Genomic DNA, 26,788 nt, shown 5'->3' on the forward strand with positions numbered 1-26,788 from the left:
GGCGTGTAACAACATGGTGTTTAGTTCCATGAGAATGCTTCGATGCACATACAAATGAAAAGGCTCTACGAGGCAGCCAAAGCCCTCAAAAACATCAGCAACCAGTCCGAGCTGGCAAGACATCTGAATGTGTCTCCCCAAACAGTGAACAACTGGGAGGAACGCGGCATATCGAAGCAAGGGATGCTGACCGCACAAAAAACGGTCGGCTGCTCCGCCGTGTGGCTGGAAACTGGCCAAACCCCCATGGAATTTGGCAGTGGGCAGGAAATTGCTGAAACCAATAGCGACTATGTGAGTTTCGATCTTCTCGATGTTCAGGCTTCAGCAGGGCCCGGGTGTTCACCTGTCGAATTTCCCGAGATCGTTCGCAAGATCAATGTCCTCGACACTTGGGCAAAAAAGAACCTGGGCAGCAACACCAACAACATCCGCTTGATATCCGCTCGCGGCACTTCAATGCAGGGCACCATCGAAAACGGAGACATCCTGTTTGTTGATTCTGCAATTCGGCACTTTGACGGCGACGGGATTTATGTCATTTGCCGAGGCACGGAGACCCAGGTGAAGCGCCTGCAGATGCTTCACGGTAACGTGCTGGCCATCATCAGTGACAACCGGCTTTATGAATCAGAGAAGTTGACCGCTGAGGAAGCAGACTCATTGGTGATCTGCGGGCGAGTTGTCGCGTCGTGGACGTTAAAGAAGTTTTGGTGAAGGGGTGAAGGAATATTTTCCAAAGGGTGAATAATGAAAATTCAGGAAGCTCAAATAGGCATTGCTGGTCCTAGCTTCTATATCGTCGTATCAGACTCCCAGCAGATTGGAGAGGAGACTTTTTTAGATGGTTTGCTAATTTACCCATCTGGAGAACCTCTGCACTTGATTTTTGCTGCACGAAATGAAGATACCGACGTAGTGAATCAGCTGGATGGACTGGCATTAGAGGAGTTCCAAATTAGAGCCTCAGCCTGGATTAGCGAAAACAAAGGTAATCTTGGTGCGTATTTAAGTGCTTCTCTGAGATTTTCCGATATTGGTGATCTGAGGCTTTTGATACTAAGACACAGGGGCGCGTTTGACTTACTTCGAAAAGCCAATATCAGGAAATATTCCACCAATCTTAGTGAACTTGTGTCAAACCTTCTTGCAAAAACAAAATTCAACATCACTCAAACGTAAAATAAAGAAGCCCCACTAGGTGGGGCTTTTTCTTACTTACCTCCGCTTCGCCGGAAAGCAGAAGGCTTTTTTGCCAACCTGCCAGGCGTAAAGTCGCTTGCCGTTACGCAGCGTTATCCAAGGGCGACAAATGATGACGTGATCATCAATGTCGTGCTCAAACAGTTCTTTCTGTATGCTCATTTAGCACCTATATAAGAACTGACCTCTTGCCTTGGAATGACTTTACAAAGTACACTTCGATTGCGAAGCGATGAGCACTTTGCTTATCATTGACTGAGTGGGGTCAAAACCCAGTCAGGCAGGGAAATGGCCAAGGGTACCAGCCCTTGGCTTTTTTTCGTCTTATGCTGCGATTGGTAGGGTCCAAGCTCCATCGCGCTCTTCAAATTGAAGTTTGCCGTCTTCCGTTTCAACGTCCACTTCAATTTCAGGCGCGTTGTAAATCGATTCAAAAGTCGGATTCTCGTTAACATGCTCCAGATACAAGCCCTTGATTGCTTTAATCGCATACTTAGGAATACCCATACCTCGTTCCCACAGCGAAACCGTCTGCTCTTTTACTCCAAGTGAATGAGCCAGTTTTGCCTGTGAGAGCTCACATTCTTTGCGAAGAAAACGAAACTCATCACCGGAAAGATAATTTTTCTTGGTCAAAGATGTCCCAATGCTTTTGTGCAATCCGCACAAATCGTCGAAAGAGACTACTTCACCATAGCCCTCAATCTCTTTGATCGTGTAACCATTTACAAGCCACACATTTTCCAAACCGCACTCAATGTAGTGGTACATATTTCCCCCTTAATTAATCAATATACGGTGATGATGACAACCAAATTTGACGCATCCCACCTTACCGCCAAGGCAACTGATATCTCATCAGAAGCAATCACGTGGCTCATGGTACATTTCCAATCACCAGCCGGTGTCTGGTAAACCGATTCCGTTATAGCACCCCTGAGCAGAACCTTTATAACCTGTGAGGAAGTGATTTTCCTTTCATGCATTCTCTGTTTGGAATGTTGAGTCCAAATAATATTGGCTGAGTCTTTCGCAACTCTTCGAACTATCTCAAGCATGTTTCGATCGTTCAACGCAATAGGTTTTGGAAAGACAGTCATCATGGAATCCGCATGTTTACCCGTATAAATTATGGGTATAAATTTTATGGGTGTCAACCGTTATTTTTATTCGTAACAAAGCGTTAAGTGATGTCCGAATAAAGGCCAGATGTAACGTCCCCCACTAGGTAGTCTGAGGGTACGTTTACCAGTCGGAAATAATTTTAGGCAATTCAATTATTCTTTGATCCAGCGCTTAATTTTCTTCCGCTCCTGATCAGATTTCCTTTCACAAAGTCAGCGGAATCGCTGCGTGCAGCCAACAAGACGAAAAAGGGACAGTTTGTCTTTCCCCTCACTCAAACCAGAACGGACCTCCCCTCCTCCCTTCTTGGGTGAATTCAATGAATTTTTAAACATGATGTTTGACTTATAAATAAACATGGTGTTTAATCAACTCACGCAATTCAACACGTGAGGTCACCATGTCACACCAACAACACACCGACGAACTCGCAACGCAGGAACAGTACATTGCCGCGCTTCGTAGCTTCGACTGGTCATTCGAGTACACGGAAGATCAGCGCGTCTACAAGAGAGCGCAGGCCGAGCTGGCCCGCCTTCGCCAGATGCAAGTCCACCTTGATCCCACCGGCGAGATCTGGATGGCTCAAAAGCCCGCCGATATCGGGCTCTTCCCTCACGTAGCAAATCCTCAAGCACTAGGGGGTGGTGCGAAATGAATCGACTTCAAGCAATCACCCTCTTCCTCGCCCTTGGCTTTGCATTCGGTTACTGGGCCGGACAAGAAGCTCAAGCACAGACCCAGCAGCACCTTCAGGAGGCATCCAAATGAGAACCCCCGAACAAACAGCGAAGATTTTTGAATTGGTCCATGGCGGTCGTACATCAGAGGCGCTGAGACTGATGGAGCAGACGAGTCATTTGCGAGTGCACCCCATCGAAAGCCGCACTCAAGTGGTCAGCCTGGTTAAACAGCTTCAAGTCGACTCGGGATTTGAATACCGCCGCTCTGAGGACACTGACGTTCGCGAGACCTGGAAGCGATTCGGCTGGTTACCGCGCCTGACCATTGCACGTCGGGAGTTGTTGGCATGACTGAAACTACCGAACTGCCACAGGTCAAGATGGTAACCATTCCAGGCTCTGACAACCACGGCGGCTACCTTGCGCTGAAACTTGTGCTGCCCTGGGTGTGTCGCAAATGCGGAGGACCACGCGGCGAGCCTTTCAAAGTTGCAGACTGGGATGGTGATCGAAAGATGACCGTCGACGCTTGGCGCAATCCCTGTGGCCACCTCGAGCTGTACAGCGAAATTCGCGCAGATCTGCAGCGGGAGGGCAAGCTGTGAGCGAAGCCTACATGAAGCTGCTCGAGCTGCTACCCAACCGACCACCTGTTCGGCTGCGTGCCTCGAGTGTGTCCGATCTGTTCGATTGTGCTGATCGCTGGTGTTCGGTGCACCTTGAAGGTAAGCGAGTGCCCCAGTCGGATCGTGCTGCTATGGGCACGGCCATTCATGCGGGTACCGCGCACTACGACACTGAAGTCTTGAACGGTCAGGCACCCAGCATTTTTGCAGCGACACAGTGCGCCGTTGATACTCTTCGCGACAGCGATGAAGACACCGTCTGGGATCTACGTCGCGACGAAGCGGAGTCGATTGCTGCAGCACTTACCAACAAGTATTGCAGAGAGGAAAGCCAAAAACATGAGTTTGTGGCCGTCGAGGCCAAGTGCGAAAGCCTGATCCTAAACGATGTCAGCCTCGAGCTGACTGGCAGCACAGACCGGATCTTTCGCAATGAGCTCCGATTCGGAGTGGGCGACCTCAAAAGCGGGATTCAGGCGGTCAGCCATGGCGAGGCGAAAACCCAGGCTCATGCACCGCAGATTGGTGTCTACGAGATCCTCGCTGAGGCCTCGACCGGAATCCCAATCGACCTGCCTGCAAAGATCATCGGCATGAAAACCGGAAAAACCCCCGCGGGACAGGCAATCGCAACAAGCGAGATCCGTGAAGCCAAGGCAGTTTTACTTGGCGACAAAAGTCGCCCGGGCCTTCTTCACCATGCCGCGCTGATCATCCACGGAATCATCCCGCCCTTTGGCAACCCCCGCAGCATGCTCTGCCACAAGAAATTCTGTCCCAACTTCAACGACTGCTTCTGGCGCAGGTAATCAACTTCATCAAAAGGAACTGACATGAATACAACCACCAACACTACCGATTTGGCAAAGGTCCGAGAACAAAATGTTCTGGCCAGCATGAAGCCCAAAGAAAAGGTCGCCTACTTTCTCAACCAGAAAAAGAGTGAAATTGTAAAGATGCTGCCTAGGCATCTAAATCCAGAACGCCTGATGAAAGTTGCTCAAATCGCAGCAACTACCACTCCGGCACTGGCTGAATGCGATGTTCCGAGCCTGGTTGGTGCAATTGGCCAATGCGCACAGATGGGCCTTGAACCCAATACCGTACTTGGCCACGCCTATTTGGTTCCCTTCAATACCAAGCGTAAAGACAACCAGGGCAACGAGCGCTGGGTGAAATCTGTTCAGGTGATCATCGGCTACAAAGGCTTGATCGACCTTGCTCGCCGCTCCGGCCAGATCGTATCGATCGCAGCGCATGAGGTGTGTGCCAACGACAAATTCGAACTGGTTTACGGACTTGACGAGCAACTGACGCACGTACCAGCCATGCAAGACCGAGGCGGCGTGCTTGGGTTTTATGCGGTTGCAAAGCTCAAAGATGGCGGGCATTGCTTTGAGTTCATGAGCCTTGAACAAGTCAACGAAATCATGCTGGCCAGCCAAAGCAAAGGCAAGTACGGCCCTTGGAAAGACAACTTTATTGAAATGGGACGGAAAACAGTCATTCGGCGCCTGGCCAAGTACCTGCCTCTCTCCATTGAATTTCAAACAGCGGCCGCGCTCGACGGCATGGCCGACGGCGGGAAAGATCAGCGCCTGGATGAGGCCTTCGAGGGTGATTACAACATCATTCCAGAGGATCAGCCCGCTATCGAAAATGAATCTCAGCCAGCTGCGCAATTCAATTCTGGCAGATTAACAGACGAAGAAAAAGCGTCAATTGCAGCTGAGGAAGCGGCCGAGGCAACAGCACAGGCCCATCAGCAAGCAGATCCCTCTGGTGAGACCAGACAGCGGCGGCGCGCCGCCGCAAGTCAGCAATCAATGAGCATGGAATAAGGAGGAAACCATGGCCTTTGAACTGAGAGACGCTTTGGTAATGATCGGAGAAGTGGTACCTAGAAAGGTGGGGCCACAAGACTGCCGGACCTTGCGCGCCACAATCAAGCTGTCCTTTGAAGCTCCAGCAATCGACATTCTTCCAGAGTTTTCCCCATCCCTCAGAGCTTTTTTGTTTACGGATGAGGGTTTGCGCATGCCGCAACTTGGCGAGTTTCACTGGGATCTTGAGATGGCGAACATGGAGCTGGATGTCTCTGGAATCTGCTTCATTGGAGCCAAGCTCGGCGGATTCAAAATCCGCCCTTTTCTGAAATCCCCCGAGGGCGAACCGCTGCCCGAGATCGATATCAGCCAGCACCAGTTTGTAGAAATCGGTTTCAAGGCTGACGTTGAAATTACCGACGGCCGGCATGTAGCGATTCTTTGCGAGCTGATGGGCTACGAAACACACCTGAGTCTGCTGGCCAGACAACAAGAACTTGACCTCCAAGGAGCATAAAGATGCGTATCAATTCAATCCAAGTAGACAACTTTCTGCGCGTGCAACACGCTGAGATTCGCTTTCAAACACCAGTGGTTCTCGTTGCCGGACACAATCGTCAAGGCAAGTCCTCCCTTGGAGAAGCCTTAAAACATGCCTTCATTGAGGAACCCACCCGGGTAACAAAGAAAAACGAATTCAAGCAACTCGTTCGAGATGGCGAAAAGGTTTCAAGCATCGTCATTGAACACAGCCAAGGCACCACATCGCTGGTTCTTCCCAAAGGCGAGGGAGAGGGTCAGATCAGCCACGGAGCACTGCCCTACTGTCTCGAGCCTTCTAGGTTCGCTACTGCTGATGCCAACACTCGACGTGAATTTGTATTGAAGCTCACCGGCACAAAGATCACACCAGCAACCATCATCGCAAAGCTGAAAGAACGCGGGGTGAATGAGAAAAAGGCCGACGAAGTGGTGCCGCTTTTGGCAGCCGGCATTTCAAGTGCACAGGCCGAGGCTGCAAAAAAGGCTACAGAAGCCAAGGGGGCATGGCGCGCGGTCACTGGCGAGACCTACGGCAGCGAAAAGGCCAAAGAATGGTCGGCACCGGTGCCGCAGATAACGATGTCTGATGACGACATCAAATCACTTGAGAAAGACCTGACTGAGATCGGTGCCGACATTGATGACGCCAATCAGCGCCTGGGTGCACTTCAAAACGTCGACTTGATCGATGTGAAGGCCATTCAAGAAGAGATCAATCAGGCCAGGCAACAAGGCCAGCTGTACGCGCGCATTCAGGACAAACTTTTGGTGGATGAAGCGCAGTTGGCAGACTGGAAAACGAAAGTCGAACAAGCCAAGTCTGCGGCAAGTGGCAAGCGCGAGGGCCTGATTCATGACATGGCCCGCGCCCTCGATTTCCTCAATGGCGTTTACACGGGGGACTGGTACGAACACAGCGGCATCATTGCCCGCTATGAGGCCGAGCATGGCGCTATTGGCCAACAAGGCGACCCTGAGTTGGCTGGCAAGCTGCCTGAATATCAAAAGGCTCTCGATCTCATTCAACGCAGCGTGGACAACGGCAAGCGGGATTTGGCAGCAGCCGATGCCGCAGCAAAGCTGGTCGTAGCCTTGGAGGAGAAAGTCAAGGGGGCCACAAATAACGAAGAAAACGCCAAGGCCAAAAATCAGATTGAGGCAAACCTTCAAGTTTTCCGCGACGAGAGGAAGTTGGTCGAAGATAAACTCAAATCAGCCAAAGATGAGCGTCGACAAATCGCTGATTCCAACTCAAGAACAAAGCTGGCCGCCGGGCATCACGCAGACGTTCAGGCTTGGGATGAAATCGCAAAGGCCCTGAAACCAGATGGGATTCCGGCTGAGTTTGTCGGCCAGGCCGTCAACCAATTGAACACCTTGATTGCGACGTTCTCAGAGGTGGCTCAGTGGGGTCAGATCCACATTTCAGAAAACATGGAGATCGTCGCAGACGGTCACGAATACCGACTGCTCTCCGAATCACACAAATGGCGAGTCGACACTCTGATTGCCTGCGCGATCGCAGCAATCTCCGAACTTGGTTTTGTGATCCTCGATCGCGTCGATGTATTGGACAACCCGGGGCGCATCCAGCTGATCAACCTGATCGACGACCTAGTGGCAAACAAAGATCTGGAAGGGGCATTGTTGCTGGCCACGCTGAAAGAAAAGCCACACGGCCTGCCAGACCACATCACCGTCGAATGGATTGAGAACGGAGTTATTCAGAGTGAGGAGGTGGCAGCATGACTTCCACAGGCCTACTCACACTCTTTCTCTTTTTCTGCGGATTCACATCGGTTTACTGCATCGCCAAGCGTCAAGCAAGCGGATTTGGAATCGTTTTCTACAGTCTGGCCGGAGGTGTCTTTCTGGTCAGTATTGCAATGATCATTCTTGTCTGCGTCGGATCAGTTTGCGCTGGCTGGGAGTACATCCAATGAGTAAGGCATCTGAAAATGACAACACCGTCAAACCTGAGGCTCAAATTCCGGCTATAGCGGCTGAAACCTTAATCGCAGAACCAGCTGAGCCGGCATCCCAGCCCCCTGACGGTTGGTATTTTGAATTCAACAACAACGCAGTGTCGTTCACCACAGATCCAGAGGAAGCAGCCGACATTAAGAGGCACCTTGAGCCAGGCGAGACGTGCACCGAGTATTTCAAGGCACCACCCGCCCCGGTGCGGTTGACTGTTGAAGAAGTTTTACAGTCAATCAAAGCATCAATTCCAAAAAAAGGATCAATAGGAAGTTTGGCTGAAATTATTGCTTTTGAAGTGATGGATGCAATGGAGCGCATAGCGAGGGGGGCAATATGACCCTTCCATATGAAAACACCACAGCCGGTGGCAAGGCCCTGGCGGAACTTCAAACTCTGCTACGCGGCTTTGGATGCTCAAAGTTTGGCAGCATGTTGGATGACGAAGCGGGTGAACTTCTCGTCCAGTTTGAGTACCGTGGCCAAATGGTCAGCGTCAAAGCTTCCATGAAAGGGTACGCCGCAGCCTGGTTGAAAGAACACCCCTACACCAGCCGCATGCAAAAATCAAAAGCCCAGCACGAAGCCAAGGCCATGGAAGTGGCCAGCGTGGCCGTCTACTCAATCCTGCGCGACTGGATCAAAGGGCAGATCACGGCCATTCAAACTGGCGTGCTGTCATTTGAGGGGGCCTTCCTTGGTCAGCTCCTATTACCCAGCGGAAAAACAGTTCTTGAGCATGCCCGATTGCAGAAGATATTGGGAGAAACAGCATGATCACAACGGAACAAATAGAACGCCTGCTTGGTAGCAACGTGCTGCCCACCAACTGGACAATCGCGGACCTTGCCAGGTCCAAAGGGAAACATCCAACACAATGCTCGCGACAGGTTGGCCTTATGGTGAAAAATGGCGCCATCAAGCGAGTCGGCAATCGAAAGAACAAATGGGGCAAGCCGTTCGGCATCTACCAATTTTTGGAGCAGGAATGATGATCTACCGAACAATTGCACTTCTCATCCGACGGTGGCCAGGCCTGGCCAACTCAATAATTCATAGCGCTATGAATCGGCCTTACTACCACCTTGAGGGTTACATGAACCGATGGTGGTTGACGCCCAAGTTTTTGCTGACCAAAGACGAAGATGGCTTTGATGTTCCTTACGACTGGGTGCCTATGTGGGCTCGTGTCCGGGTCCATCACATTTTTAGACCAGACGCGGATAGACATCTCCACGATCACCCAGCGGACAACCTCAGCATTGTGTTGAAGGGGTACTACGACGAACAGGACATCGTGGGCAGGAGCAACATTCGGACCGCTGGTTGCGTGGTGCATCGGCGCGCGGAGTGTTTCCACAAAATTGCCTACGTTCCTTCAAATGGGGTCTGGACACTCTGGTTCGTGGGTGAAAAAAGAAATGACTGGGGCTTTCTGGTCAATGGACGAAAGGTGCCCTGGCGGACCTACGCAAAGTGGAACCATGAATCGAAATTGGGAAAATGAGAGCAATGGATAAACGAGGCTACAACATTCAAGAGGCCCGAGAATACCTCGGAGTCAAGCGCAAATTTTTCGACACCAACATTGCGCCACTACTGGGCCCTGGCATTCGAGCTGGGACATCAACGGTGTTTGAGAAAGAGGATATTGACCGAGCTTGGGAAACATATAAGATGGGCGTGGGTAGTAAGCGCCCAGAAGGAACTCTATGGGACGCACAACAGGTATCCAGTCCACGAAGGACGGCGGCTATAAGGTCGATAAGGTCTACCGAAAGCAACGGATTCAACAGTCTGGCTTCTGCTCTTTTGAAGAGGCCGAAAGCTGGTTAATCCGTCAACTCGAGGGGCTTCGTACAACGTTCGTTCACGGCACCCGACCGAAGCGAACGTTTGAAGAGGCAGCTATTCATTATTTGCACCTGCATGCCAATAAGCCGTCCATTCAATCGGACATTTATCACTTAAAGGCAGTGATGCCTTACATCGGTCAATTACACCTTGATCGAATCCACAACGGATCCTTAAAGTCTTTTGTGGAAGAGAAAAAGGATCAGGGCCGAAAGAATAAGACGATCAATCACAGCCTTGCCATAGTTCGGCGAATTTTGAACTTGGCTGCGCGTGACTGGCGTGATGAAGACGGGCTTACTTGGTTGCTCACCGCACCCATGATTACCCTGCTCAAGTTGACAGACCAAAGGCCACCCAGACCGATCATGTGGGATGAACAGCGCAGGCTGCTACCCAAGCTCGCAGATCACCTGGCCGCCATGGCGCTATTCATCTTGAACACCGGCTGTCGTGATGATGTAGTGTGTAGCCTGAAATGGGAATGGGAAATCCCAATCCCTCAGCTCGGTGTGTCAGTGTTTGTAGTTCCACCAAAGCATGTAAAGGCTGAGGAGGAGCGAAAACGCGAGGCGGTACTGGTGCTGAACACGGTGGCTCAAAAGGTCATCGAAGCGCAAAGGGGTGTGCACCCGGAGTATGTTTTCACCTACCGTGGCCATTCGATTGAACGTATGTCGAACAACGGCTGGCAGAACGGGCGCAAGAAGGCGGGCCTTGGCGACTTGCACGTTCATGATTTGAGACACACCGTGGGCCTTCGGCTTCGTGAATCCGGAGTTCAGGAGAACACTGTATCTGCTGTGCTTTGGCATTCGAACAAAAACATCACTGGGCATTACTCAATGGCCCAGATCGTCGAAATATTTGAGGCACTGGAAAGCATTAAGGACGAAGCAAACCGGTGGAATATCAGTTTGGAATCGCTGAAACGACAGGCGAAAGTCACTCAAAAGTCACTCAGCCAAATTCCACAAAAGCAAACGGGCTAGAGATTTTGTCTCTAACCCGTTGATCTTACTGCTTAAATTTGGTGCGGCTGGCAGGATTCGAACCCACGACCCCTTGGTTCGTAGCCAAGTACTCTATCCAACTGAGCTACAGCCGCTGTAAAGAAGCGAGATTATGCATGAATAAGGGCACCAACGCAATAGCATTTGTGCCCTTTTGTACAAATTTTTAGAAACGCTGGGTCAAACCCACACCAAAGAAGTTAATCCGAGTGTTGGTAATACCATAAAACCGACCACCACGCACCTCGGGAGGCTGTGAACCTTGGTTCAATCCAACCACCGCCGGATCAATCTGGAAACGTTGGAATGCAAAGTGTACGTCGGTGTTGGGATCAACCAGGTAGGTTGCGCCCACCGCATAGTAACGACGGTTGTTGTCCGGCAAAATCGTGATCCGGGTGGCGTCGTCAATTGCACTGGTTTCATACGCATAACCGGCACGAACGATCAAGCGACGATACAGTTTATAGTTGGCACCGATACGATAGGAATTTGTAACCTGATAGTTTTGGGGGATGTCCTCGATTGTTCTTCCGTTGTCTCGTACGTACTTCAGAGTTGCGCTTCTGAAGTCTTCACGCGTGTAGGTGGCCATCAAATCCAACTTGGGGTTGTAATGATGGAACACACTCAAACGCAATTCGTCGTTCAACGTGATGTTCTGGTTGGCGCGTTGGTAGGGGTTCAAGTCGGCAGCAGACTGAGGTGCTGTTGGCAACAGGGTCGCTGCGGTCGGGGTGGTCAAGAATTGACGAAACGCGGTACCGTCCGGATTTTCGTTGATGGTAAAAGTGCCCTCGTTGCCATTGAACCTGGGTTTCGGTCGATAGGAAATTCCTACTCTTGTGCGATCTGTCGGCTCCCACAACGCGCCGAGCTGCGCGTTGAACGCGTAACCGAACACACGAACAATGGCAGTTGCCTCTTTCGGAATAGGTGGGGCCTGACCAGTAGCCGCCGCGCCATCCAGCGCAGCCACGCCCGCATTACCGGCCTGTGCACGCACAGCCTCACGGTAGTTCAAAGCCACCTTGGCATTCTGGAAATAACGCTCATAGGAACCGTTAATACCTACAGAGAAAGTAGGTGTCAGTTTGTGACCTACGCCCAGGTTGAGTCGAGTCACTTTCAAGTCAATGTCTTTGCCCTGATTGCGGCCCGGGAACTGGCTGTCGTAGTGCAACAAAAGAGCCTGAGAGGCTGAGGCACTGAAACCCATGACAGTTTTGGGAGACAGTGGAATAGCCACATAGGTGTGAGGCGCTATTGCTGAAGCATCATACCCGTCTGGATTGCGATCAAACACTTGCCCCTTGGAGCCCTGCGAACCCGAATTGGTTGGCGCACCATCGTTGTTTTGTAACGACGTGTAGGTGTGTTCGACCGTGGTAAATACAACTCCTTGGGTCAACTCAGCCTGCTTGAAGCGGGTCAATGCCGCTGGGTTGTAGAAAATCACAGAGGCATCGCTGGCTTCTGCAGCTTGACCTGCACCCGCAGAACCCATGCCCGAAATGTTGTCGGCGTCAAAAGCCGTACCGCCGGCCAACACTACATCAGAAAATGAAGAAAGCCCGATAAAAGCGGATGCCATGGCACCCAAGAGCACCCTGTTGCGCAGGCGCAAATTTGTCATCTTGTATGTCTCCTATGACTCGTGTGTGAGCCTTTTTATTTTTGAATCAGCCATCCGCTTTGTTACTGGCTAGTAAGCAATTTGGATGCAAATATTTACGCGAATATAACTGATGGGTTACATGATGTTTTGAATTTGGGCTTCCGTCAAGAACGGCGTGCCTTTTGATTACGTTTTACCACGAAATACAGGTGTCACGGTAATGAAAACCAGAACACCCTCTACACCCGATACTGCCTAACCAGTTCCTCGAAAAAATCTCGCTGTCTTTGCAATTCGACGTCACTCACACCGAGCATCATCCTGAGCACATCAGCCGCTTCATCCACACAGGCCAGCGCGGCTTCAGCATCCAGAAACAACGCCCGGCTTCGTCGAGCCAAAATGTCCTCGATGGTAACCGCCATTTCATCGCTGACCGCAAACTCCATGTCGGACCGTGTCAGGCCCAATCGGGCGTCCAGCGCATTGGCCACCCCCGTTGCGGCAGACTCGTCCAGTTTCAAAGCGGCGGTTTTGCTGGGCCCAGCCCTCAGGCTGTGCTGCTTGACCACCACATTCATAACCTCTTCAGCCATGCTTCGGTAGGTGGTCCACTTGCCGCCCGTGATGGTCACAAGGCCACTTGGATCGGTCAGGATGGTGTGTTCGCGTGAAATGCTTTTGGTGCTGCTTGCATGGCCCTGCTTGACCAATGGGCGAAGACCCACGAAGACGCTGCGAACATCTGCCCGGGTGGGCGCCTTCTTCAGGTATTGGCCTGCTGTGTTCAGCACAAAGTCAATTTCTCCTTTCAGTGGCTTTGGCTCCAGGGGGGCATCCTGCCGGGCGGTGTCGGTGGTTCCGATCAGGGTCTTTCCAAGCCATGGCACCACAAACAAAACCCGCCCATCGGCCGTTTTCGGAACCAGCAGCGCGTCTTTGGATGGGTAAAAATGGGAATCAACCACCACATGGACACCTTGGCTTGGACTCAGAATTTTGGCATGCGACGGGTCATCCATATTGCGCACTTCATCAACCCAAACCCCGGTAGCATTCACAACCGCCTTGGCCTTGAGATGAAAGATGTCACCCCCCAGAGTGTCTTGCGCGCTGACGCCGCAAATTCGACCCTCTTTTTTCTCAAAGCCGGTTACCCGCACATAGTTGACGGCCAGCCCACCCTGCCTGTGAATCGTTTTCATAAGCGCGATCGCCAGCCTGGCGTCGTCAAACTGGGCATCAAAATAACGCACACCACCGGCCAGCCCGTCGGCTTTCAAGGTTGGAATGGCGTTTAGCACGGCATTGCGGCTCATTAGCGTGGTGGGGCCCACACCCAAGCGCCCGGCCAATAAGTCATACACCTTCAAACCCAGCCAGTAAAACAGCTTGCCAAACCAGTTTCTGGCAGGAATCACGAAGGCCAGGGGTTTGACCAAACCGGGCGCATTGGCCAACATTCGCCCTCGTTCATGCAGGGCTTCACGCACAAGGCTGATGTTGCCTTGGGCCAGATAACGCACGCCGCCGTGGGCCAGTTTGGTGGCTCGTGAACTGGTGCCTTTGGCAAAATCATTCGCCTCCAGCAACAGCACTTTCAGGCCACGCGTGGCGGCGTCCAGCGCAGTGCCCAAACCTGTCGCACCCCCACCAATAACGATCACGTCAAATTCTGTGTTTTGTTCTGTGGCCTTTTTCAGCAGACCCAGGTGCATTGCACGGCTAAGCATCAGCCCACCCCTTTGAGCGTTCAATCGCGCGGTGCCAGCGATCCAGCAAAGCACCGCGTTCGTCCATGTTCATGGTTGGTTCAAACCGGGCGTCCACTTGCCACTTTTCAAGCAAACTGGCCTGGCTTTCATACACGCCCACTGCCAGCCCTGCCAGGTAAGCAGCACCCAGCGCGGTGGTCTCCGTCACAGTGGGCCTTACCACGGGCACACCCAGCAGATCCGCTTGAATTTGCATCAACAAATTGTTATTCGATGCGCCACCATCGACTCGAAGCTCGGTCAGCGGCTTTGCCCCATCCCTTTGCATGGCCTGCACAAGGTCAACGGTTTGAAGCGCGATGGATTCCAGCGCTGCGCGGGCAATGTGTGCTTTGGTGCTGCCGCGGGTCATGCCCACCAATGTGCCTCTGGCATAGGGGTCCCAATGCGGCGCACCCAGTCCTGCAAAGGCTGGCACCAAGGTCACACCGTCCGTTGACGGCACGCTGCCTGCCAGGGCTTCAACCTCGGCTGACGACTGAATCAAACCCAGCCCATCCCGCAACCACTGCACGACAGCACCCCCCATGAACACACTGCCCTCCAGCATGTAGTGCGTTTGCCCCGCAATGCGCCAGCCCACCGTGGTCAACAAGCGATTGTGGCTGCGCACTGCATCATGCCCAGTGTTAAGCAGCATGAAACAACCTGTGCCGTAGGTGTTTTTGGCCTCACCCGCACTGAAACAGGTTTGCCCAAAAGTGGCCGCTTGTTGGTCGCCGGCGGCGGCTGCGATCGGAATTGGAGCACCCAATGCATCAGCCGAACTGACCGCCATAAAGCCACTGGTGTCGACCACGGAGGGCAGAACATATCGCGGAATGTCAAATAGAGCCAACAGTTCGTCGTCCCAGGCGTGGGTGTGAATGTTGTAAAGCATGGTTCGCGAGGCATTGCTGGCATCAGTCAGATGGGCGGCGCCTTTCGTCAAGTTCCAGATCAACCAGGTGTCGATGGTGCCAAAAGCCAACTCGCCACGTTCAGCCTGCGCCCTCGCACCAGGCACATTGTTCAAGACCCAAGCCAGCTTGGTGGCTGAAAAGTAGGAATCAATAACCAAACCCGTGGCGTCTGCAACCGCAGCCGCATGGCCACGTTCACGCAGTTTGTCGCACAATGCGGCAGTTCGCCTGTCTTGCCAGACGATGGCGTTGTAGATTGGTTCACCGGTCTTTCGGTTCCAAACCACGGTTGTTTCACGCTGATTGGTAATGCCGATGCCGGCAACCTCAGAGGCCGATACGCCAGCCTGCTGCAGAACCCTTCGGGCGCAGTCAATCTGCGTGCTCCAAATCTGGGCCGGGTTGTGTTCGACCCAACCCGACTTGGGAAAAATCTGTTCAAACTCCTGCTGAGCGCAACCCAGAACCCTGGCTTTTTCATCAAACAGAATAGCCCGTGAACTGGTTGTGCCCTGATCCAACGCCAAAATGTAAGTCATGCCGTCTTTCCTCAATGTTCTTCTTGCCTACGGCCCGAGCGCTGCCAGCTGGCCACGTGTTTTTGCATGAATCGACCCAGCCCCTCCGCCTCGAAATAGGACACGTCCCAAGGCACACCATCCAACAACTCCGGCTTTTGCCACACGTACACAAAAGCAGTTTGCATGCGGGCGCGGGCATCAACAACTTGCACAAGCGTTCGACGATATTCATCGCCCTCAAAGTTGTCCAGTCGAACAAGATCCTCTGCATCCACATTGAGCCAAAGTCGACCCTGCACCACCCCTGCCGAGTCTTCGATAAGCGCCGGGTAGGTTTCTCCAGGAACGCGATAACGCGAATATCCACGAAGTTCTGCTGGCAAAACGCCATAATCGCCCTGCACAACACTTTCCCAAACCGGGTTGTACATCAACGAGCCATACACAAAGACCGCATGGGGCGCTGGGGCATTCAATTCAGGCATCGGCATGAACCTCCTTCAAAGCCTTAATCAGCAAATGCCTGGTCACTTTCTCTTTGAAAGTACTTGGTGCATCCAGCTTCATTCGCTTTAAATCGTCCAGAATTTGAGCACTCAAAGACGGCTCGTCTCCGCCCTCAAACAAGGTATCAAACGCCAGCCGCAAAGACGACTTGATGGCTGCGGCCTCCTTGACGTGCAGCAAGGCATCCATCAAACGTTGCTCTTGCTGCGTAAAGTCCGTGCCGAAGGGAAATTGGGGCAACACCGCGTGATCCACCCCTTGCAGCAAGCGGGCCTGTACAACACCGGGCAAGTTGTTCCTGAACTCGGCGGGCACCTTATATCCAGGTTCAATCTTTCCGGCCGCCTGGGCTTGAACAAGCAGCATCTCCTGAAACCTTGAATCAGCGATGTTGATCAATGCTTTGGCAATCTCGTTGTCAGTCTTGCTGCGCAAGTCAGCGATTCCATATTCGGTGATGACAATGTCACGAAGGTGACGCGGTATGGTGCAATGCCCATAATTGAACAACACATTGCTGAGCGGCTTTTGGCCAGGCTGCTCGCGCACTGCGCGAATCAGCAGGACACTTCTGGCACCTTGTAGCTGATGGGCCATGGCCACAAAATTGTATTGGCCACCCACGCCGGAAATGACCGCCCCAGAGTCCAATCCATCAGAGGCCACCGCACCACTGAGGGTGACCATCAAACCCGTGTTGACGAAACGCGCACTTCTGCGCTGGGCCTTGTACAACACAGGATTCAAATCAAGCTGATTGACTTTTTCAACGCCAGTCATCTGGAAAAGTGCCCGTTCATTCGCACTGAGCTCACGCAAAAAACGGTACATACTGGCCGGGCCGAGGAAAAAGCCACCATGCAGAACAGCACCGTTTTTCAGCCTGTCGCCCAAAGCATGTTCACGCAGCCATTGACGCGCTGCCGGATCCGCCAGATTGGCCACCACCGGCGCAGTACCCGGCAAACAGAAAGAAATGCCGTTCAGGCTCAATTCAGACACAAAAAGCCCGTGGCGCTTGAACACCGCCAACTGCGACTCATCAATTTCCCGAACACCCAATTCAGCCAATTTGTCCAGCCAGTCGGGGCGTATCTGTTCACCTTCAATTTCCCCGCGATTGAACAGCGTCTGCAAGGCCCAGTGGTCGTACACTTTGCGCTTTAACACACCCGCCTTGTACAACTCCACGAAGCCATCAATAAACATTTCAGTGGCGGCGTACAGGCCCTTTTCAAAGGGCGCTGTTCCCCCCTCCTCTGCTGTAAGCTCAAGCTCCCTGGGTGTGAAACCAAAATTCTCAATTAACTTTTTGTAATCGGTGTTTTGGGTGTGGCGCAGCACCAAGGCATGCACCAGCGCGTCGCCCAAAGAACCGATGCCCACTTGCAATGTACCGCCGTCCTCGATCAAAGCGCTGGCACGCAATCCGATCAGATAATCAGCAAGGCCCACTGGCGTTTTGGGCGTGGAAAACAGGGTGTGGTTCAACGCGTCAACCTCAATGAGGTGATCGAACATACCGGTCGGAACTTCGGCATCGCCTGCCATGTACGGCAGGTTTTTGTTGACTTGCCCAATCACCAGATGCGGCCTGCCACTGGCCTTCAAACAGCGCACCAGTTCAATGGACGTGTCAGGATTGCAAGACAGCGACACCACGTCGTGAACGCCTTGATCAGGCAAACAAATCAATTGGGCTGCAAGATTACAACCTTGATTGAACACCTCACGCGCGGCAAACGTGTAATTGGCACAGACATATTGCTGTTGTGCACTGGCGGATTTCAATCGGCTGCCGGGCCGAAAATAAAATTCACGCACTAGCACATTCGGCGGCAAAGCATTTTGGGTCTGGTCCACCGCATATTGAAGGTCTGGACAGTCACCCCACACCCTTTCAAGCACAGGGTTCAAAAAGGCGGCCTCAAGAGAAGAAGCCGGTTTTGGCTTTTCCAGAGACAGTGCTGTCAGGATGGTCAGCTTCAGTGTGGGGTCTGCCTTGGCCCGTTGATAAAGTGCATTGACGAATTCAGTGGGTTTTCCCAAACCCAAGGGCAGTCCGATTCGAATGTCTTTGCCAAGCGTTCCAATCACCTGGTCTATCAGTTTGGACAGATCAGCGCTGCGGTGGAATTGCGTCAATTCCGGTCTCCTGTTCTCGTTTTCCCTAATATACCAAGGCAGCAGGCTCCGAAAACAGAGTGACACCGGCGAGACGCAGCTTATGTTACCCGCGCGTTCAAAATTTCAAGTGTCCAACCCCAGAACAATCAGTAATCACCCTGAGTTGACGAACACCGTTTGCAATCATATAATTTACTGGTAAACAATTTACTAGCAAAGCAATGGAACAAGAACCCATATCCGCAATCGAACAGCTGCAAAAAAGCCTGCAGGTGGTCAAAAGCCGCCAGCCGGCTTTTCCCATTTCTGATGTGTTGCTCTGCAGACTCATTCACTTTTCAAACAGAACCATGGAACAGACCGCGGCAGACACGCTGGCCCCTGAAGGGCTTTTGCTGTCGCACTGGATGGTGATTGCGATGTTGTATGGTTCGGCCGACTTTCGACGTCGCCCCCAAGAACTGTCCAAAGCCATCGGCCATTCAGGCCCCAACACCACCAAGACCACTGTCTTTCTGATTGAAAAAGGTTGGGTTGCCCGCATTCCTGATCTGGACAATCGACGCAGTTGCTGGATGGAGCTCACGCCAGCAGGCCGAACCCAGGTTGAACACCTGTTGCCAAAAATGTGGAACGCTTATCAGCTTGCACTTTCGCCACTGACCGAACCCGAGAAAGAAACCCTGACCCGCCTTATCAACAAAATGTTGACCGGAAAAAAGCTGCCATGTACCAACAAATAACGCCAATGGTGAATAACAAACGTGCTTTGCGACCAATGGTTGCCGCAATAACCGCCAGTGTTGCCGTGCTGGCCTTGCAAGGTTGTGCCATTGCGCCCAAAGGGGTGGGTGACTACAACCTGAACAAAATGCCCAACTGGCTGCAAAGTCACAATGAGCCCTTGAAGTCGGCCCCGCCCATCGAGTTCAAACAAACCAAATGGTGGCAGGCCGTTCACGATCCAATTCTTAGCGAGTTGATCGACCAGGCCCTGAAAGACAATGCCAGCCTGCGCGCCGCCGACGCCCGGACACGGGCCGCCATGGCACAAATCGGGGTTCTACACGCCGACGAATTGCCACAAGTGGGCACGCACCTTGATCTGAACAAGCAAAAGCTGAGCAAAAACTATTACGTACCGCCCCCCTTCTCTGGTGTGTCCATGGAACAGGGCGTGGCCACCTTGAACCTGGGCTGGAACATCGACCTGTGGGGTCGTCAGGCCAAAGCCATTGAAGCGGTTGAAGGTCAGGTGAAAGCGGCTGAAGCGGAACGCGCCATGGTCGCCCTGAAACTGTCAACCGACATCGCCAAGGTCTATGTGCAAATTCGCTGGGTCGGTGCCTACATCGACCAGTTGCAGGCCATCAAAGCCCTCAACGAGCAAATGGTCAATCTACAAAAAACTCGACTTGATCTGGGACTGGACAATGGCAATGGTCTGGACCGTGCCAACGACGCTTTGGCTCAAACTGAACTGCTGTTGAATCAGGCAGAGGGCCAAAAGGCCCGCTACATCGCAGCCACCGAAAGCCTGGTCGGCGACACGGCCGTGGTTGAAAAAGCCGTGGCCGCCTTGCCCAAAACCTTGCCCGACCCCATCCTAAATTACAGCCCCGAACAGCCCATTGCCTTGTCTCTGCTGGCCCGCAGACCCGACTTGGTGGGGCAACGCTTTATGGTGCAGTCTGCCGCTGCAGAGGTTGACACCACACGCCTGGCAGCCCTGCCCAACATCAACCTGAACGGCTACATTGGCAATCAGTCGATTGGCTGGAGCAAGCTGACCGAGCCGGACAGCCGCGTATCTCTGTTGGGCGGCGTGGTTGATTTTCCGATCTTCGACGGCGGCAAGGTCAAATTTGCCACGGCGGAGAAAAAAGCGAAATTTGACGAACTGAAGGCCCAATACGAAGGGTCCATCACCAGCGCAGCCCAACAGGTCATCAGCGAAGTTATTTTGCTGAAACAGCTCAATGAGGAAATACAGTCTCAAGAGGCACGTACAGCCAGCCTGGAGAATCTGACCAAGCGAGCCAGACAGCGCCGTGAGCTGGGAATCGACTCCTCCATGCCTGCGATCGAAGCTGAGTTGGCCTTGCGTACCCAACAAACACGCTTGCTGCAAACCAAACTTCAGGCCTTGGGCAACCAGGTTGACCTGGTTGAGGCCCTGGGCGGCGGCTATGAAAACAAAGACGTGCTGACTGAACTGAGCAGCGCCAACACACAAACCAAGCAGTAAACCACAGAGAATTCATCATGAGCACGACACCTGAAACCACAGCGAACGACAAACAGGCCAAACGCAAAAAGGCCATCAGCATCTTTCTAGGCAGTGCCGTCCTGGTCGGCGTTGCAGTAGGCGCTTACCACTTCATCTGGGGCCGATACAGTGAAAACACCGACAACGCCTATGTACAGGGCGACATGGTCAACGTTTCCTCTCAAGTCATGGGCGACGTCAAGGCCATCCTGGTTGACGACAACCAGACGGTGAAGGCCGGCCAGGTGTTGGTCAAACTGGACGAGACCGATGCCGAACTGGCCCTGGCTCAAGCCAAGGCCCAGCTGTCTGACACGGTCCGCTCGGTTCGGTCTTTGTATGACAAGGTGGACATTGAACGCGCAAGTCAGGCCGCCAGAAAGGCCGACATTACCCGTGCCCAGGAAGAGGTGTCACGCCTGCAAGTGGAGGGCAAACGCCTGCAATCTGAACTGGCCCGACGTCAGGCCGCTTTCAAGCAGGGTGCCGTGTCGGCTGAAGAACTGGAATCAGCCCAGGCTGCCGTGAATTCAGCCAACGCACAACTGGCTGCGGCACAGGCAGCCTACAAACAGGCGCAAGCCGGTTACACCCAGGCCAATGCGTCACTGGCTTCCTCTCTGAACCAAACCCGCGATCTGAAGGTGGCTGAGCATCCCAAAGTGGTTGAGGCAGTGGCCAAGGTGCGGCAGGCGTACATCAACCTGCAGCGTGGCACCATCGTTGCCCCAGTGGCGGGTCAAATTGCCAAGCGCAACGTGGAAGTGGGAACGCGCATCATGCCGGGCACGCCGCTGATGACCATCGTGCCACTGCAAGACGTGTGGGTCGATGCCAACTTCAAGGAAGGCCAACTGGAACGCATTCGCGTCGGGCAACCTGTTGAATTGCATGCTGATCTGTATGGCAGCTCCATGACCTTTCACGGCAAGGTGTCTGGCCTTTCCGCAGGTACCGGAAGTGCATTTTCGATGTTGCCTGCCCAGAACGCCACCGGCAACTGGATCAAGATTGTCCAGCGCCTTCCAGTGCGTGTCGACATTGATCCGGCCGATCTGAAAAAAGCGCCTTTGCGCGTCGGCCTGTCCATGGACGTCACGGTGGACACCCACAACACCGACGGCCCCCTGATGGTGCCCGCGCAGGAACAGTCTGCCCAGAAAACCACCGTGTTTGATGACGTTGCCCAGAAAGCCGACGACTATGCCAACGCACTGCTGAAAAAAGAACTGAGCGCATCATGAACAGCAAACGCTTCGGGAACCGTTCACACAACCATCCGCCGCTGCCGCCCAATTTGCGGCTGATGGCCACCATGGTGCTGGGCATGGCCTCATTCATGAACATTCTCGATTTGACCATCGTGAACGTGTCTGTGCCGACCATCGCCGGAGATCTCGGCGTTGCGCCAGCTCAGGGCACCTGGGCAATCACCTCCTATGCGGTGGCCGAGGCCATCATGCTGCCCATGACAGGCTGGCTTGCCGGCAGGCTTGGACAAGTGCGTCTGTTCATGATCAGCACGGCTTTTTTTACGCTGGCCTCGTTATTGTGCGGCCTGGCCCCCTCCTTTCAGATTTTGCTGGCAGCCCGCGTGCTGCAGGGCGTGTTCGGCGCGGGCATGATCCCGATGTCTCAAACTCTGATGCTGCAAGCCTATCCGCCCGAGAAACAGGGGCTTGCAACCGGCATCTGGGCCATGACGACCGTGGCTGCGCCCATTATCGGTCCACTCACGGGTGGCTGGATCACCGACAACTTGAGCTGGCACTGGATTTTCCTGATCAACCTGCCAGTTGGGGCAATTTGTTTGGTGCTGGTGTACGCCCTGTTCAAAAACCGCGAAACGCCTTCGGTTCAAAAGCCCGTGGACTTTGTGGGTCTTGGTTTGCTGGCGGTGGGCGTGGGCTCACTTCAGATCTTGCTGGACAAGGGCAACGAACTGGACTGGTTCAACAGCCCCACCATTGTCGCGCTCAGCGTGGTGTCTGCCATTGCGTTGGTGATCCTCGTCATCTGGGAGTGGTATGACGAGCACCCATTGGTGGATGTGCACCTGTTCACCCATCGCAACTTTCTGGTGGGCTCCATTTGCATGCTGGTGGGCACGCTGGCATTCTTTGGCTCGAACGTGGTGTTCCCGCTGTGGCTGCAAACCCAACTGGGTTACACCTCCGAATGGGCAGGTCGAACCATGGCCTTGGGCGGGGTACTGGCCGTGTTCATGGGGCCGATTGTGGGTGCCAACATTGGCAGGCTGGACGCTCGCGCCGTGGCTACTTTTGGCTTCAGCATGTTTGCCGTGTACGCCTACGTGTGTGCGCAATTCACCTCTGAGGTGGACTTTGCCACCTTGGCCACCACCCGGCTGATCATGGGTGTGGGCATATCCTGCTTTTTTCTGCCGATCATCACCATCGCCCTGTCGGGCCTTTCACCACAGGAAATGGCGGGCGCATCCGGTTTGAACAGCTTTCTTCGCAACATGGGGTCCAGTATGGGCACCGCGATTATTACGTCCTACTGGGAACACCGTGCGCAGTTCCATCATGCCAATCTGGCTGAAAACATCACCAGCAGCTACGCGCCAGCCCAAAGTTACATGAACCAGCTGGGTCAACTGGGGTTGGGTCATGACGCCACACTGGCGATGACCAATCGTGTGGTTGAATCACAGGCCTACATGCTGTCGACCAACAATGTGATGCTGACCTGCGGTATTTTGATGGTGTGCTTGGCAGTGCCGATCTGGTTTGCAAAGGGGCCGTTTGTCAGGGTGGCCGCCGATCACTAAGTGGGTTAACTGACCGTTGCGTCACTCGGCTCGGCCAGCTTGTTAAGCAGCTGGTCGAACTGGATGGGCTTTGGAAAGTAGGCGTCAAACCCTGACTGCATGGCCAGCTCGATGTCTTTGACAAACGCCTGCCCCGAGAGCGCATAGCAGGGCGTTTTAGCATTCGGCCCTGCCCCTGCCCGCAAAAACTGAACCACCTCGCAGCCCGTCAAACAGGGCATTTCAATGTCCAGCAATATGGCGTCGAAGCGGGTTTTCTCCGCCATTTCCAAAGCCTCTTGCCCATTGGAGGCGGTTGTCACGAAATGACCTGAATTGTGAATGAAACGCTCCAGAATTTTCAGATTCAGAGCAACATCGTCAGCGATCAGAACACTCAAAGCGCGTGCGGGGGCGCGAATTGCGGCAGCAACCGTGGTCTTGCCGAGAGTCGGTAAGGCAATCAGGGGCATAACCACAAACCACTCAAACACAGTGCCTACCCCAGGTTTGGAATCAATCCGTATTTGACCGTCCATGGCTTCACTCAAGGCCTTGACAATCGCCAGGCCAAGACCTGTGCCTGAAAGCTGACCATTCATGGTTCTATGTGATTGTTCAAAGGGCAGAAACATGCGCTGCACGTATTCAGCTTGAATACCGCAACCCTGATCCGAAATTCGAAAGCGGAGTTGTGCGACTGTGCAGTCAGAGTTGGTGTTCACATCGACGGAAAACTGGATTCGACCACTGTCTGAAAATTTGGTGGCATTTGACAACACATTGTCCAGCACTTGACCCACGCGCTGTTGATCACCCAACAAAGTCAAATTCGCAAGGCTGGCGCGCACATTGTTGATTCGAGTCTCCAGCTCAACGCCCAAACCTTTCGCCGAACATGATCGCAACAGGCGCTGACTGACCTGATCCACGGCGTCTGCAAGCTCAAACGGCACACACACCAACTTGAGGTTTTTCGCATTGAGCTGGGAATAATCCAGAAAATCAGTCAAAAGGTGATCCAGATGCTCGGCAGATTCCACCATCTGATTTAAATCGGCATACAGCTCCTTGGGCAAAATTGGCTCCACTTGATCTCGATGAGCTTCCAGCGTCTGTCTGATCAACTTGGCAAACCCCAGAATGCTGTTCAACGGGGTTCGCACCTCATGACTGATGGCTGACATCACTCTGTCCTTTTCTGCTGAGGCGAGTCGCTCCGCTTTCACCTGCATTTCACTTTGGGCAACAGCCTCTTCGAGTTTCAGTCGCTCTGTGATGTCAATGTACACGCCGAAAATTCGCAAAGGCTTGCCCGCATCGTCGCGAAAAATTCGCGCGCGCGTCAGCAGGGTGACCTCATGACCATCGCGGTGATCAAAGCGGTTGGACACCTCGTAGTAATTCACAGCCGGATCGTGCAAAGAGTCGCGCGCATGTTGACGACTTTTCTCCCTGTCCTCTATGCGCATGAAATTCCACCACTCTTCGATGGATTGGGGCATGGCGGACAGCGGATGACCCAACAAGGCAAACGCAGATTCAGACAGAAAAAACGCTCGGTTTACTATGTCATATTCATAAATACCGACACCACTGGCCTGCACCACTTCCCCGATGCGACTGTCTGCCGCAAACGGATGGCTGCCAATGGGCGTTTGCCTGCTTTGTGAAGCCTTGATCATTCTGACTTGGACCTGCGTGATTGAGCTACCGATTGATCAATAATAATCGCACCTCCATAAATGTAAACCGATGTAAAACACTTGTGTTTACTCATTTTTTACACAATGCCGGAAAAAGACGCAAAAGGGCCATCCTAATTTGGGGGGATGGGTGAATGCGATGACATCTAAAACTGGTTACCCATGGGTATCAATGACTCAGACAACCACAACCGCCCTGTGAAAGATGCCCCCGAAAACTCTGCAAAAAACGCAACGCACTCACATTTGTCTGTCGCTTGTATTCGCGTCAGCCGCCCTGTTGTCGGGCTGCGGAGGCGACGGCAGCAATGGTCAAGCCAGCGTCTCGGGCTCAGTGGTTTCAACTCAGGAGACACAAACACTGCAGGTCAGTCCGGTTCAAAACTGTAGCAGTGGTGACCTGCCAGAGGGGCCTGTTCAAGGGCGTGTGCCGATTGAAGACCGAACCAGCGGGCGCAGTGAACAAGGTTACAACTGCAACCTGAAAAAAATAGGTCAGTTCCAGGGCGAAGGCGCCAGTTGGGTCAATCCGGTTTATAAAAACTGTGCCTACATGGCCACGGCATTTGCGGGCACTTTGAGCAAGAAAATGCAGGGAGTGCAAGTGGTGGATGTGAGCAAACCCGAAGCGCCTGCGTATGTTGAAAGCTTAACCAGTACAGCCTTTCAGGCTGGCACGTGGGAAAGCCTGAAAGTCAACCCTGAACGACAGTTGCTGGCAGGGGTGGCGGGCGGTCCCATCGAAGGACTCGGCTTTATTGACATTTACGACATTTCTGGCGATTGCACCCACCCTCGCCTGCTAAACGGATTGGCAGGATCGCTGAGTGTGCCTGCCAACTTCATTGGTCATGAGGGCAATTTCAGCCCGGATGGCAACACTTACTGGTCTACCAGCTCAGCCGGGGGAACGATCACTGCAATTGACATCAGCAAACCGGCCAGTCCTCGCATTGTCTACATCGGCAATAGCCTGCTGCCCAACCACGGGTTTTCATTCAACGCCGATGGCACACGAATGTACCTGACCAGTGCAGCGCCAGCCGGCGTGATTATTCTGGACGTCAGCGACATCCAGAATCGAAAACCGCTGCCCATCATTAAACCGGTGGGACAGATTTTCTGGCAAGACGGAAACATTTCCCAGCACACCATACCGGTGTTTTATCAGGGCAAGCCGCGGCTCATTGTGGTGGACGAATTCGGAACAGGTGCCACGCGGATCCTCGATATTTCGGACGAAACCAAACCCACCATCCTGTCCAAAATACGTCTTCAAATACAGCAGCCAGCGCATGTTGACCTTCGACAAAAGGACCTCGGCAACAACGGCTTGTTTGGCTACGAAGCACACTATTGCAGCGTAGACCGCACCAACGATCCGCAAGCCCTGGCCTGTGGTTATTTTCAATCGGGTGTGCGGGTCTTTGACATTCGCAACCCGCTGCAACCCAAGGAAATCGCGTACTACAACCCACCTGCACAAACAGGAAAAACCGCTGTATTACCTGGCTCTGAACACGCAGGAAGCCCTGCCGGTTACGGCCCCTCGGTCAGTGACGTTCAAAATCTTGGGCTGGGCGTGCCCACCAAGCTCAGCATTGGGCCAGACCTGTCGGCAGACTGGTGCTCTTCGCCGCCCGAATTCAGGGGCAATCAGCTTTGGGTGACCTGTCAGGACAACGGTTTCATGGTGCTGCAGTTTGAGAGAGGCGTCTATCCTTTCCAGTAAGGCAA

General features: G+C 53.2%; 28 protein-coding genes and 1 tRNA gene. 19 read left to right on the top strand and 10 right to left on the bottom strand.

The genetic code is table 11. The features are described 5' to 3' along the window. Positions 1 to 42 precede the first annotated feature (42 nt). Both QQJ87_RS08240 and QQJ87_RS08245 read left to right on the top strand, forming a co-directional pair. A complete protein-coding gene (locus QQJ87_RS08240) occupies positions 43 to 717 on the top strand; it encodes a LexA family transcriptional regulator (protein WP_284281153.1) in 675 nt (224 codons plus the stop codon). Between the two features lie 33 nt (positions 718 to 750). Beyond that, positions 751 to 1,182 (top strand): hypothetical protein, encoded by a 432-nt coding sequence (locus tag QQJ87_RS08245; protein WP_284281154.1) that lies wholly within the window; start codon positions 751 to 753, stop codon positions 1,180 to 1,182. 36 nt (positions 1,183 to 1,218) lie between these two features. Here the strand turns inward: QQJ87_RS08245 and QQJ87_RS08250 are convergent, their stop codons facing one another. The 3 genes from QQJ87_RS08250 to QQJ87_RS08260 form a co-directional block, all read right to left on the bottom strand. Next, positions 1,219 to 1,365, bottom strand: coding sequence for a hypothetical protein (locus QQJ87_RS08250; RefSeq protein ID WP_284281155.1), 147 nt, complete (start codon positions 1,363 to 1,365; stop codon positions 1,219 to 1,221). A gap of 162 nt (positions 1,366 to 1,527) precedes the next feature. Then, positions 1,528 to 1,974 (bottom strand): helix-turn-helix domain-containing protein, encoded by a 447-nt coding sequence (locus QQJ87_RS08255; RefSeq protein WP_284281156.1) that lies wholly within the window; start codon positions 1,972 to 1,974, stop codon positions 1,528 to 1,530. Between the two features lie 17 nt (positions 1,975 to 1,991). Then, positions 1,992 to 2,306, bottom strand: coding sequence for a DUF4258 domain-containing protein (locus QQJ87_RS08260; RefSeq protein WP_348534579.1), 315 nt, complete (start codon positions 2,304 to 2,306; stop codon positions 1,992 to 1,994). A 422-nt stretch (positions 2,307 to 2,728) separates the two neighbouring features. Here QQJ87_RS08260 and QQJ87_RS08265 point away from each other — a divergent pair, with 422 nt between their 5' ends. From QQJ87_RS08265 to QQJ87_RS08320, 12 genes are all read left to right on the top strand, one after another. Then, a complete protein-coding gene (locus QQJ87_RS08265; RefSeq protein ID WP_284281157.1) occupies positions 2,729 to 2,986 on the top strand; it encodes a hypothetical protein in 258 nt (85 codons plus the stop codon). A gap of 109 nt (positions 2,987 to 3,095) precedes the next feature. Beyond that, entirely contained in the window at positions 3,096 to 3,362 is a 267-nt protein-coding gene (locus tag QQJ87_RS08270) for a hypothetical protein (protein WP_284281158.1), read from the top strand. Beyond that, positions 3,359 to 3,616 carry a hypothetical protein gene (locus QQJ87_RS08275; RefSeq protein WP_284281159.1) on the top strand — a complete coding sequence of 86 codons (258 nt, stop codon included), beginning with the start codon at positions 3,359 to 3,361 and terminating at the stop codon, positions 3,614 to 3,616. The genes QQJ87_RS08270 and QQJ87_RS08275 overlap by 4 nt, the downstream gene beginning before the upstream one ends. After that, entirely contained in the window at positions 3,613 to 4,446 is an 834-nt protein-coding gene (locus QQJ87_RS08280; protein WP_284281161.1) for a PD-(D/E)XK nuclease family protein, read from the top strand. Before QQJ87_RS08275 ends, QQJ87_RS08280 begins: the two co-directional genes overlap by 4 nt. A 24-nt stretch (positions 4,447 to 4,470) precedes the next feature. Next, the gene (locus QQJ87_RS08285; protein ID WP_284281162.1) at positions 4,471 to 5,478 is read left to right on the top strand and encodes a recombinase RecT; all 1,008 of its coding nucleotides are present in this window, start codon (positions 4,471 to 4,473) and stop codon (positions 5,476 to 5,478) included. A 10-nt stretch (positions 5,479 to 5,488) separates the two neighbouring features. Next, positions 5,489 to 5,980: a hypothetical protein gene (locus QQJ87_RS08290; protein WP_284281163.1), complete on the top strand. Its 492-nt coding sequence runs from the start codon at positions 5,489 to 5,491 to the stop codon at positions 5,978 to 5,980. A 2-nt stretch (positions 5,981 to 5,982) separates the two neighbouring features. Next, positions 5,983 to 7,755, top strand: coding sequence for a hypothetical protein (locus QQJ87_RS08295; protein ID WP_284281165.1), 1,773 nt, complete (start codon positions 5,983 to 5,985; stop codon positions 7,753 to 7,755). Positions 7,756 to 7,945: 190 nt separating this feature from the next. Further along, positions 7,946 to 8,326 carry a hypothetical protein gene (locus tag QQJ87_RS08300; RefSeq protein WP_284281166.1) on the top strand — a complete coding sequence of 127 codons (381 nt, stop codon included), beginning with the start codon at positions 7,946 to 7,948 and terminating at the stop codon, positions 8,324 to 8,326. Continuing rightward, complete coding sequence (locus QQJ87_RS08305; protein ID WP_284281167.1) at positions 8,323 to 8,763, top strand: hypothetical protein; 441 nt, start codon at positions 8,323 to 8,325, stop codon at positions 8,761 to 8,763. The genes QQJ87_RS08300 and QQJ87_RS08305 overlap by 4 nt, the downstream gene beginning before the upstream one ends. Continuing rightward, complete coding sequence (locus QQJ87_RS08310; protein ID WP_284281168.1) at positions 8,760 to 8,978, top strand: hypothetical protein; 219 nt, start codon at positions 8,760 to 8,762, stop codon at positions 8,976 to 8,978. The genes QQJ87_RS08305 and QQJ87_RS08310 overlap by 4 nt, the downstream gene beginning before the upstream one ends. A gap of 104 nt (positions 8,979 to 9,082) precedes the next feature. Next, positions 9,083 to 9,493 (top strand): hypothetical protein, encoded by a 411-nt coding sequence (locus QQJ87_RS08315; protein ID WP_284281169.1) that lies wholly within the window; start codon positions 9,083 to 9,085, stop codon positions 9,491 to 9,493. A gap of 205 nt (positions 9,494 to 9,698) precedes the next feature. Then, entirely contained in the window at positions 9,699 to 10,832 is a 1,134-nt protein-coding gene (locus tag QQJ87_RS08320; RefSeq protein ID WP_284281170.1) for a tyrosine-type recombinase/integrase, read from the top strand. A 39-nt stretch (positions 10,833 to 10,871) separates the two neighbouring features. On the opposite strand, the gene QQJ87_RS08325 is transcribed toward QQJ87_RS08320, so the two are convergent. From QQJ87_RS08325 to QQJ87_RS08350, 6 genes are all read right to left on the bottom strand, one after another. Continuing rightward, positions 10,872 to 10,948: transfer RNA gene (locus QQJ87_RS08325), tRNA-Arg, on the bottom strand. Positions 10,949 to 11,019: 71 nt separating this feature from the next. Next, positions 11,020 to 12,489 (bottom strand): OmpP1/FadL family transporter, encoded by a 1,470-nt coding sequence (locus QQJ87_RS08330; RefSeq protein ID WP_284281171.1) that lies wholly within the window; start codon positions 12,487 to 12,489, stop codon positions 11,020 to 11,022. Positions 12,490 to 12,710: 221 nt separating this feature from the next. Next, positions 12,711 to 14,204, bottom strand: coding sequence for a glycerol-3-phosphate dehydrogenase/oxidase (locus QQJ87_RS08335; RefSeq protein WP_284281172.1), 1,494 nt, complete (start codon positions 14,202 to 14,204; stop codon positions 12,711 to 12,713). Beyond that, positions 14,197 to 15,687 (bottom strand): glycerol kinase GlpK, encoded by a 1,491-nt coding sequence (gene glpK, locus QQJ87_RS08340; protein ID WP_284281173.1) that lies wholly within the window; start codon positions 15,685 to 15,687, stop codon positions 14,197 to 14,199. Before glpK ends, QQJ87_RS08335 begins: the two co-directional genes overlap by 8 nt. Positions 15,688 to 15,698: 11 nt before the next feature. Continuing rightward, positions 15,699 to 16,160: a gamma-glutamylcyclotransferase family protein gene (locus QQJ87_RS08345; RefSeq protein ID WP_284281174.1), complete on the bottom strand. Its 462-nt coding sequence runs from the start codon at positions 16,158 to 16,160 to the stop codon at positions 15,699 to 15,701. Next, positions 16,147 to 18,321, bottom strand: coding sequence for an acetyl-CoA hydrolase/transferase C-terminal domain-containing protein (locus QQJ87_RS08350; protein WP_284281175.1), 2,175 nt, complete (start codon positions 18,319 to 18,321; stop codon positions 16,147 to 16,149). Before QQJ87_RS08350 ends, QQJ87_RS08345 begins: the two co-directional genes overlap by 14 nt. A gap of 203 nt (positions 18,322 to 18,524) precedes the next feature. Between QQJ87_RS08350 and QQJ87_RS08355 the strand changes: the two genes are divergently transcribed. The 4 genes from QQJ87_RS08355 to QQJ87_RS08370 are packed head-to-tail and all read left to right on the top strand — an operon-like array spanning position 18,525 to position 23,366. Next, complete coding sequence (locus tag QQJ87_RS08355) at positions 18,525 to 19,046, top strand: MarR family winged helix-turn-helix transcriptional regulator (RefSeq protein ID WP_284281176.1); 522 nt, start codon at positions 18,525 to 18,527, stop codon at positions 19,044 to 19,046. Between the two features lie 35 nt (positions 19,047 to 19,081). Further along, positions 19,082 to 20,551, top strand: a complete 1,470-nt coding sequence (locus QQJ87_RS08360; RefSeq protein ID WP_284281177.1) for an efflux transporter outer membrane subunit — start codon at positions 19,082 to 19,084, stop codon at positions 20,549 to 20,551. A gap of 17 nt (positions 20,552 to 20,568) precedes the next feature. Continuing rightward, on the top strand, positions 20,569 to 21,816 hold the full coding sequence (locus QQJ87_RS08365; RefSeq protein WP_284281178.1) for an HlyD/EmrA/EmrK family protein: 1,248 nt from the start codon (positions 20,569 to 20,571) through the stop codon (positions 21,814 to 21,816). Continuing rightward, positions 21,813 to 23,366, top strand: coding sequence for a DHA2 family efflux MFS transporter permease subunit (locus QQJ87_RS08370; RefSeq protein WP_284281179.1), 1,554 nt, complete (start codon positions 21,813 to 21,815; stop codon positions 23,364 to 23,366). Before QQJ87_RS08365 ends, QQJ87_RS08370 begins: the two co-directional genes overlap by 4 nt. 5 nt (positions 23,367 to 23,371) lie before the next feature. Here QQJ87_RS08370 and QQJ87_RS08375 read toward each other — a convergent pair whose 3' ends face one another. Beyond that, on the bottom strand, positions 23,372 to 25,030 hold the full coding sequence (locus QQJ87_RS08375; protein ID WP_284281180.1) for a PAS domain-containing hybrid sensor histidine kinase/response regulator: 1,659 nt from the start codon (positions 25,028 to 25,030) through the stop codon (positions 23,372 to 23,374). A 226-nt stretch (positions 25,031 to 25,256) separates the two neighbouring features. Between QQJ87_RS08375 and QQJ87_RS08380 the strand changes: the two genes are divergently transcribed. Further along, positions 25,257 to 26,783, top strand: a complete 1,527-nt coding sequence (locus tag QQJ87_RS08380; protein ID WP_284281181.1) for an LVIVD repeat-containing protein — start codon at positions 25,257 to 25,259, stop codon at positions 26,781 to 26,783. Positions 26,784 to 26,788: the final 5 nt, after the last annotated feature.

Origin of the sequence: Limnobacter litoralis (assembly GCF_030160455.1) — a bacterium.
Taxonomy (GTDB): domain Bacteria; phylum Pseudomonadota; class Gammaproteobacteria; order Burkholderiales; family Burkholderiaceae_B; genus Limnobacter; species Limnobacter litoralis.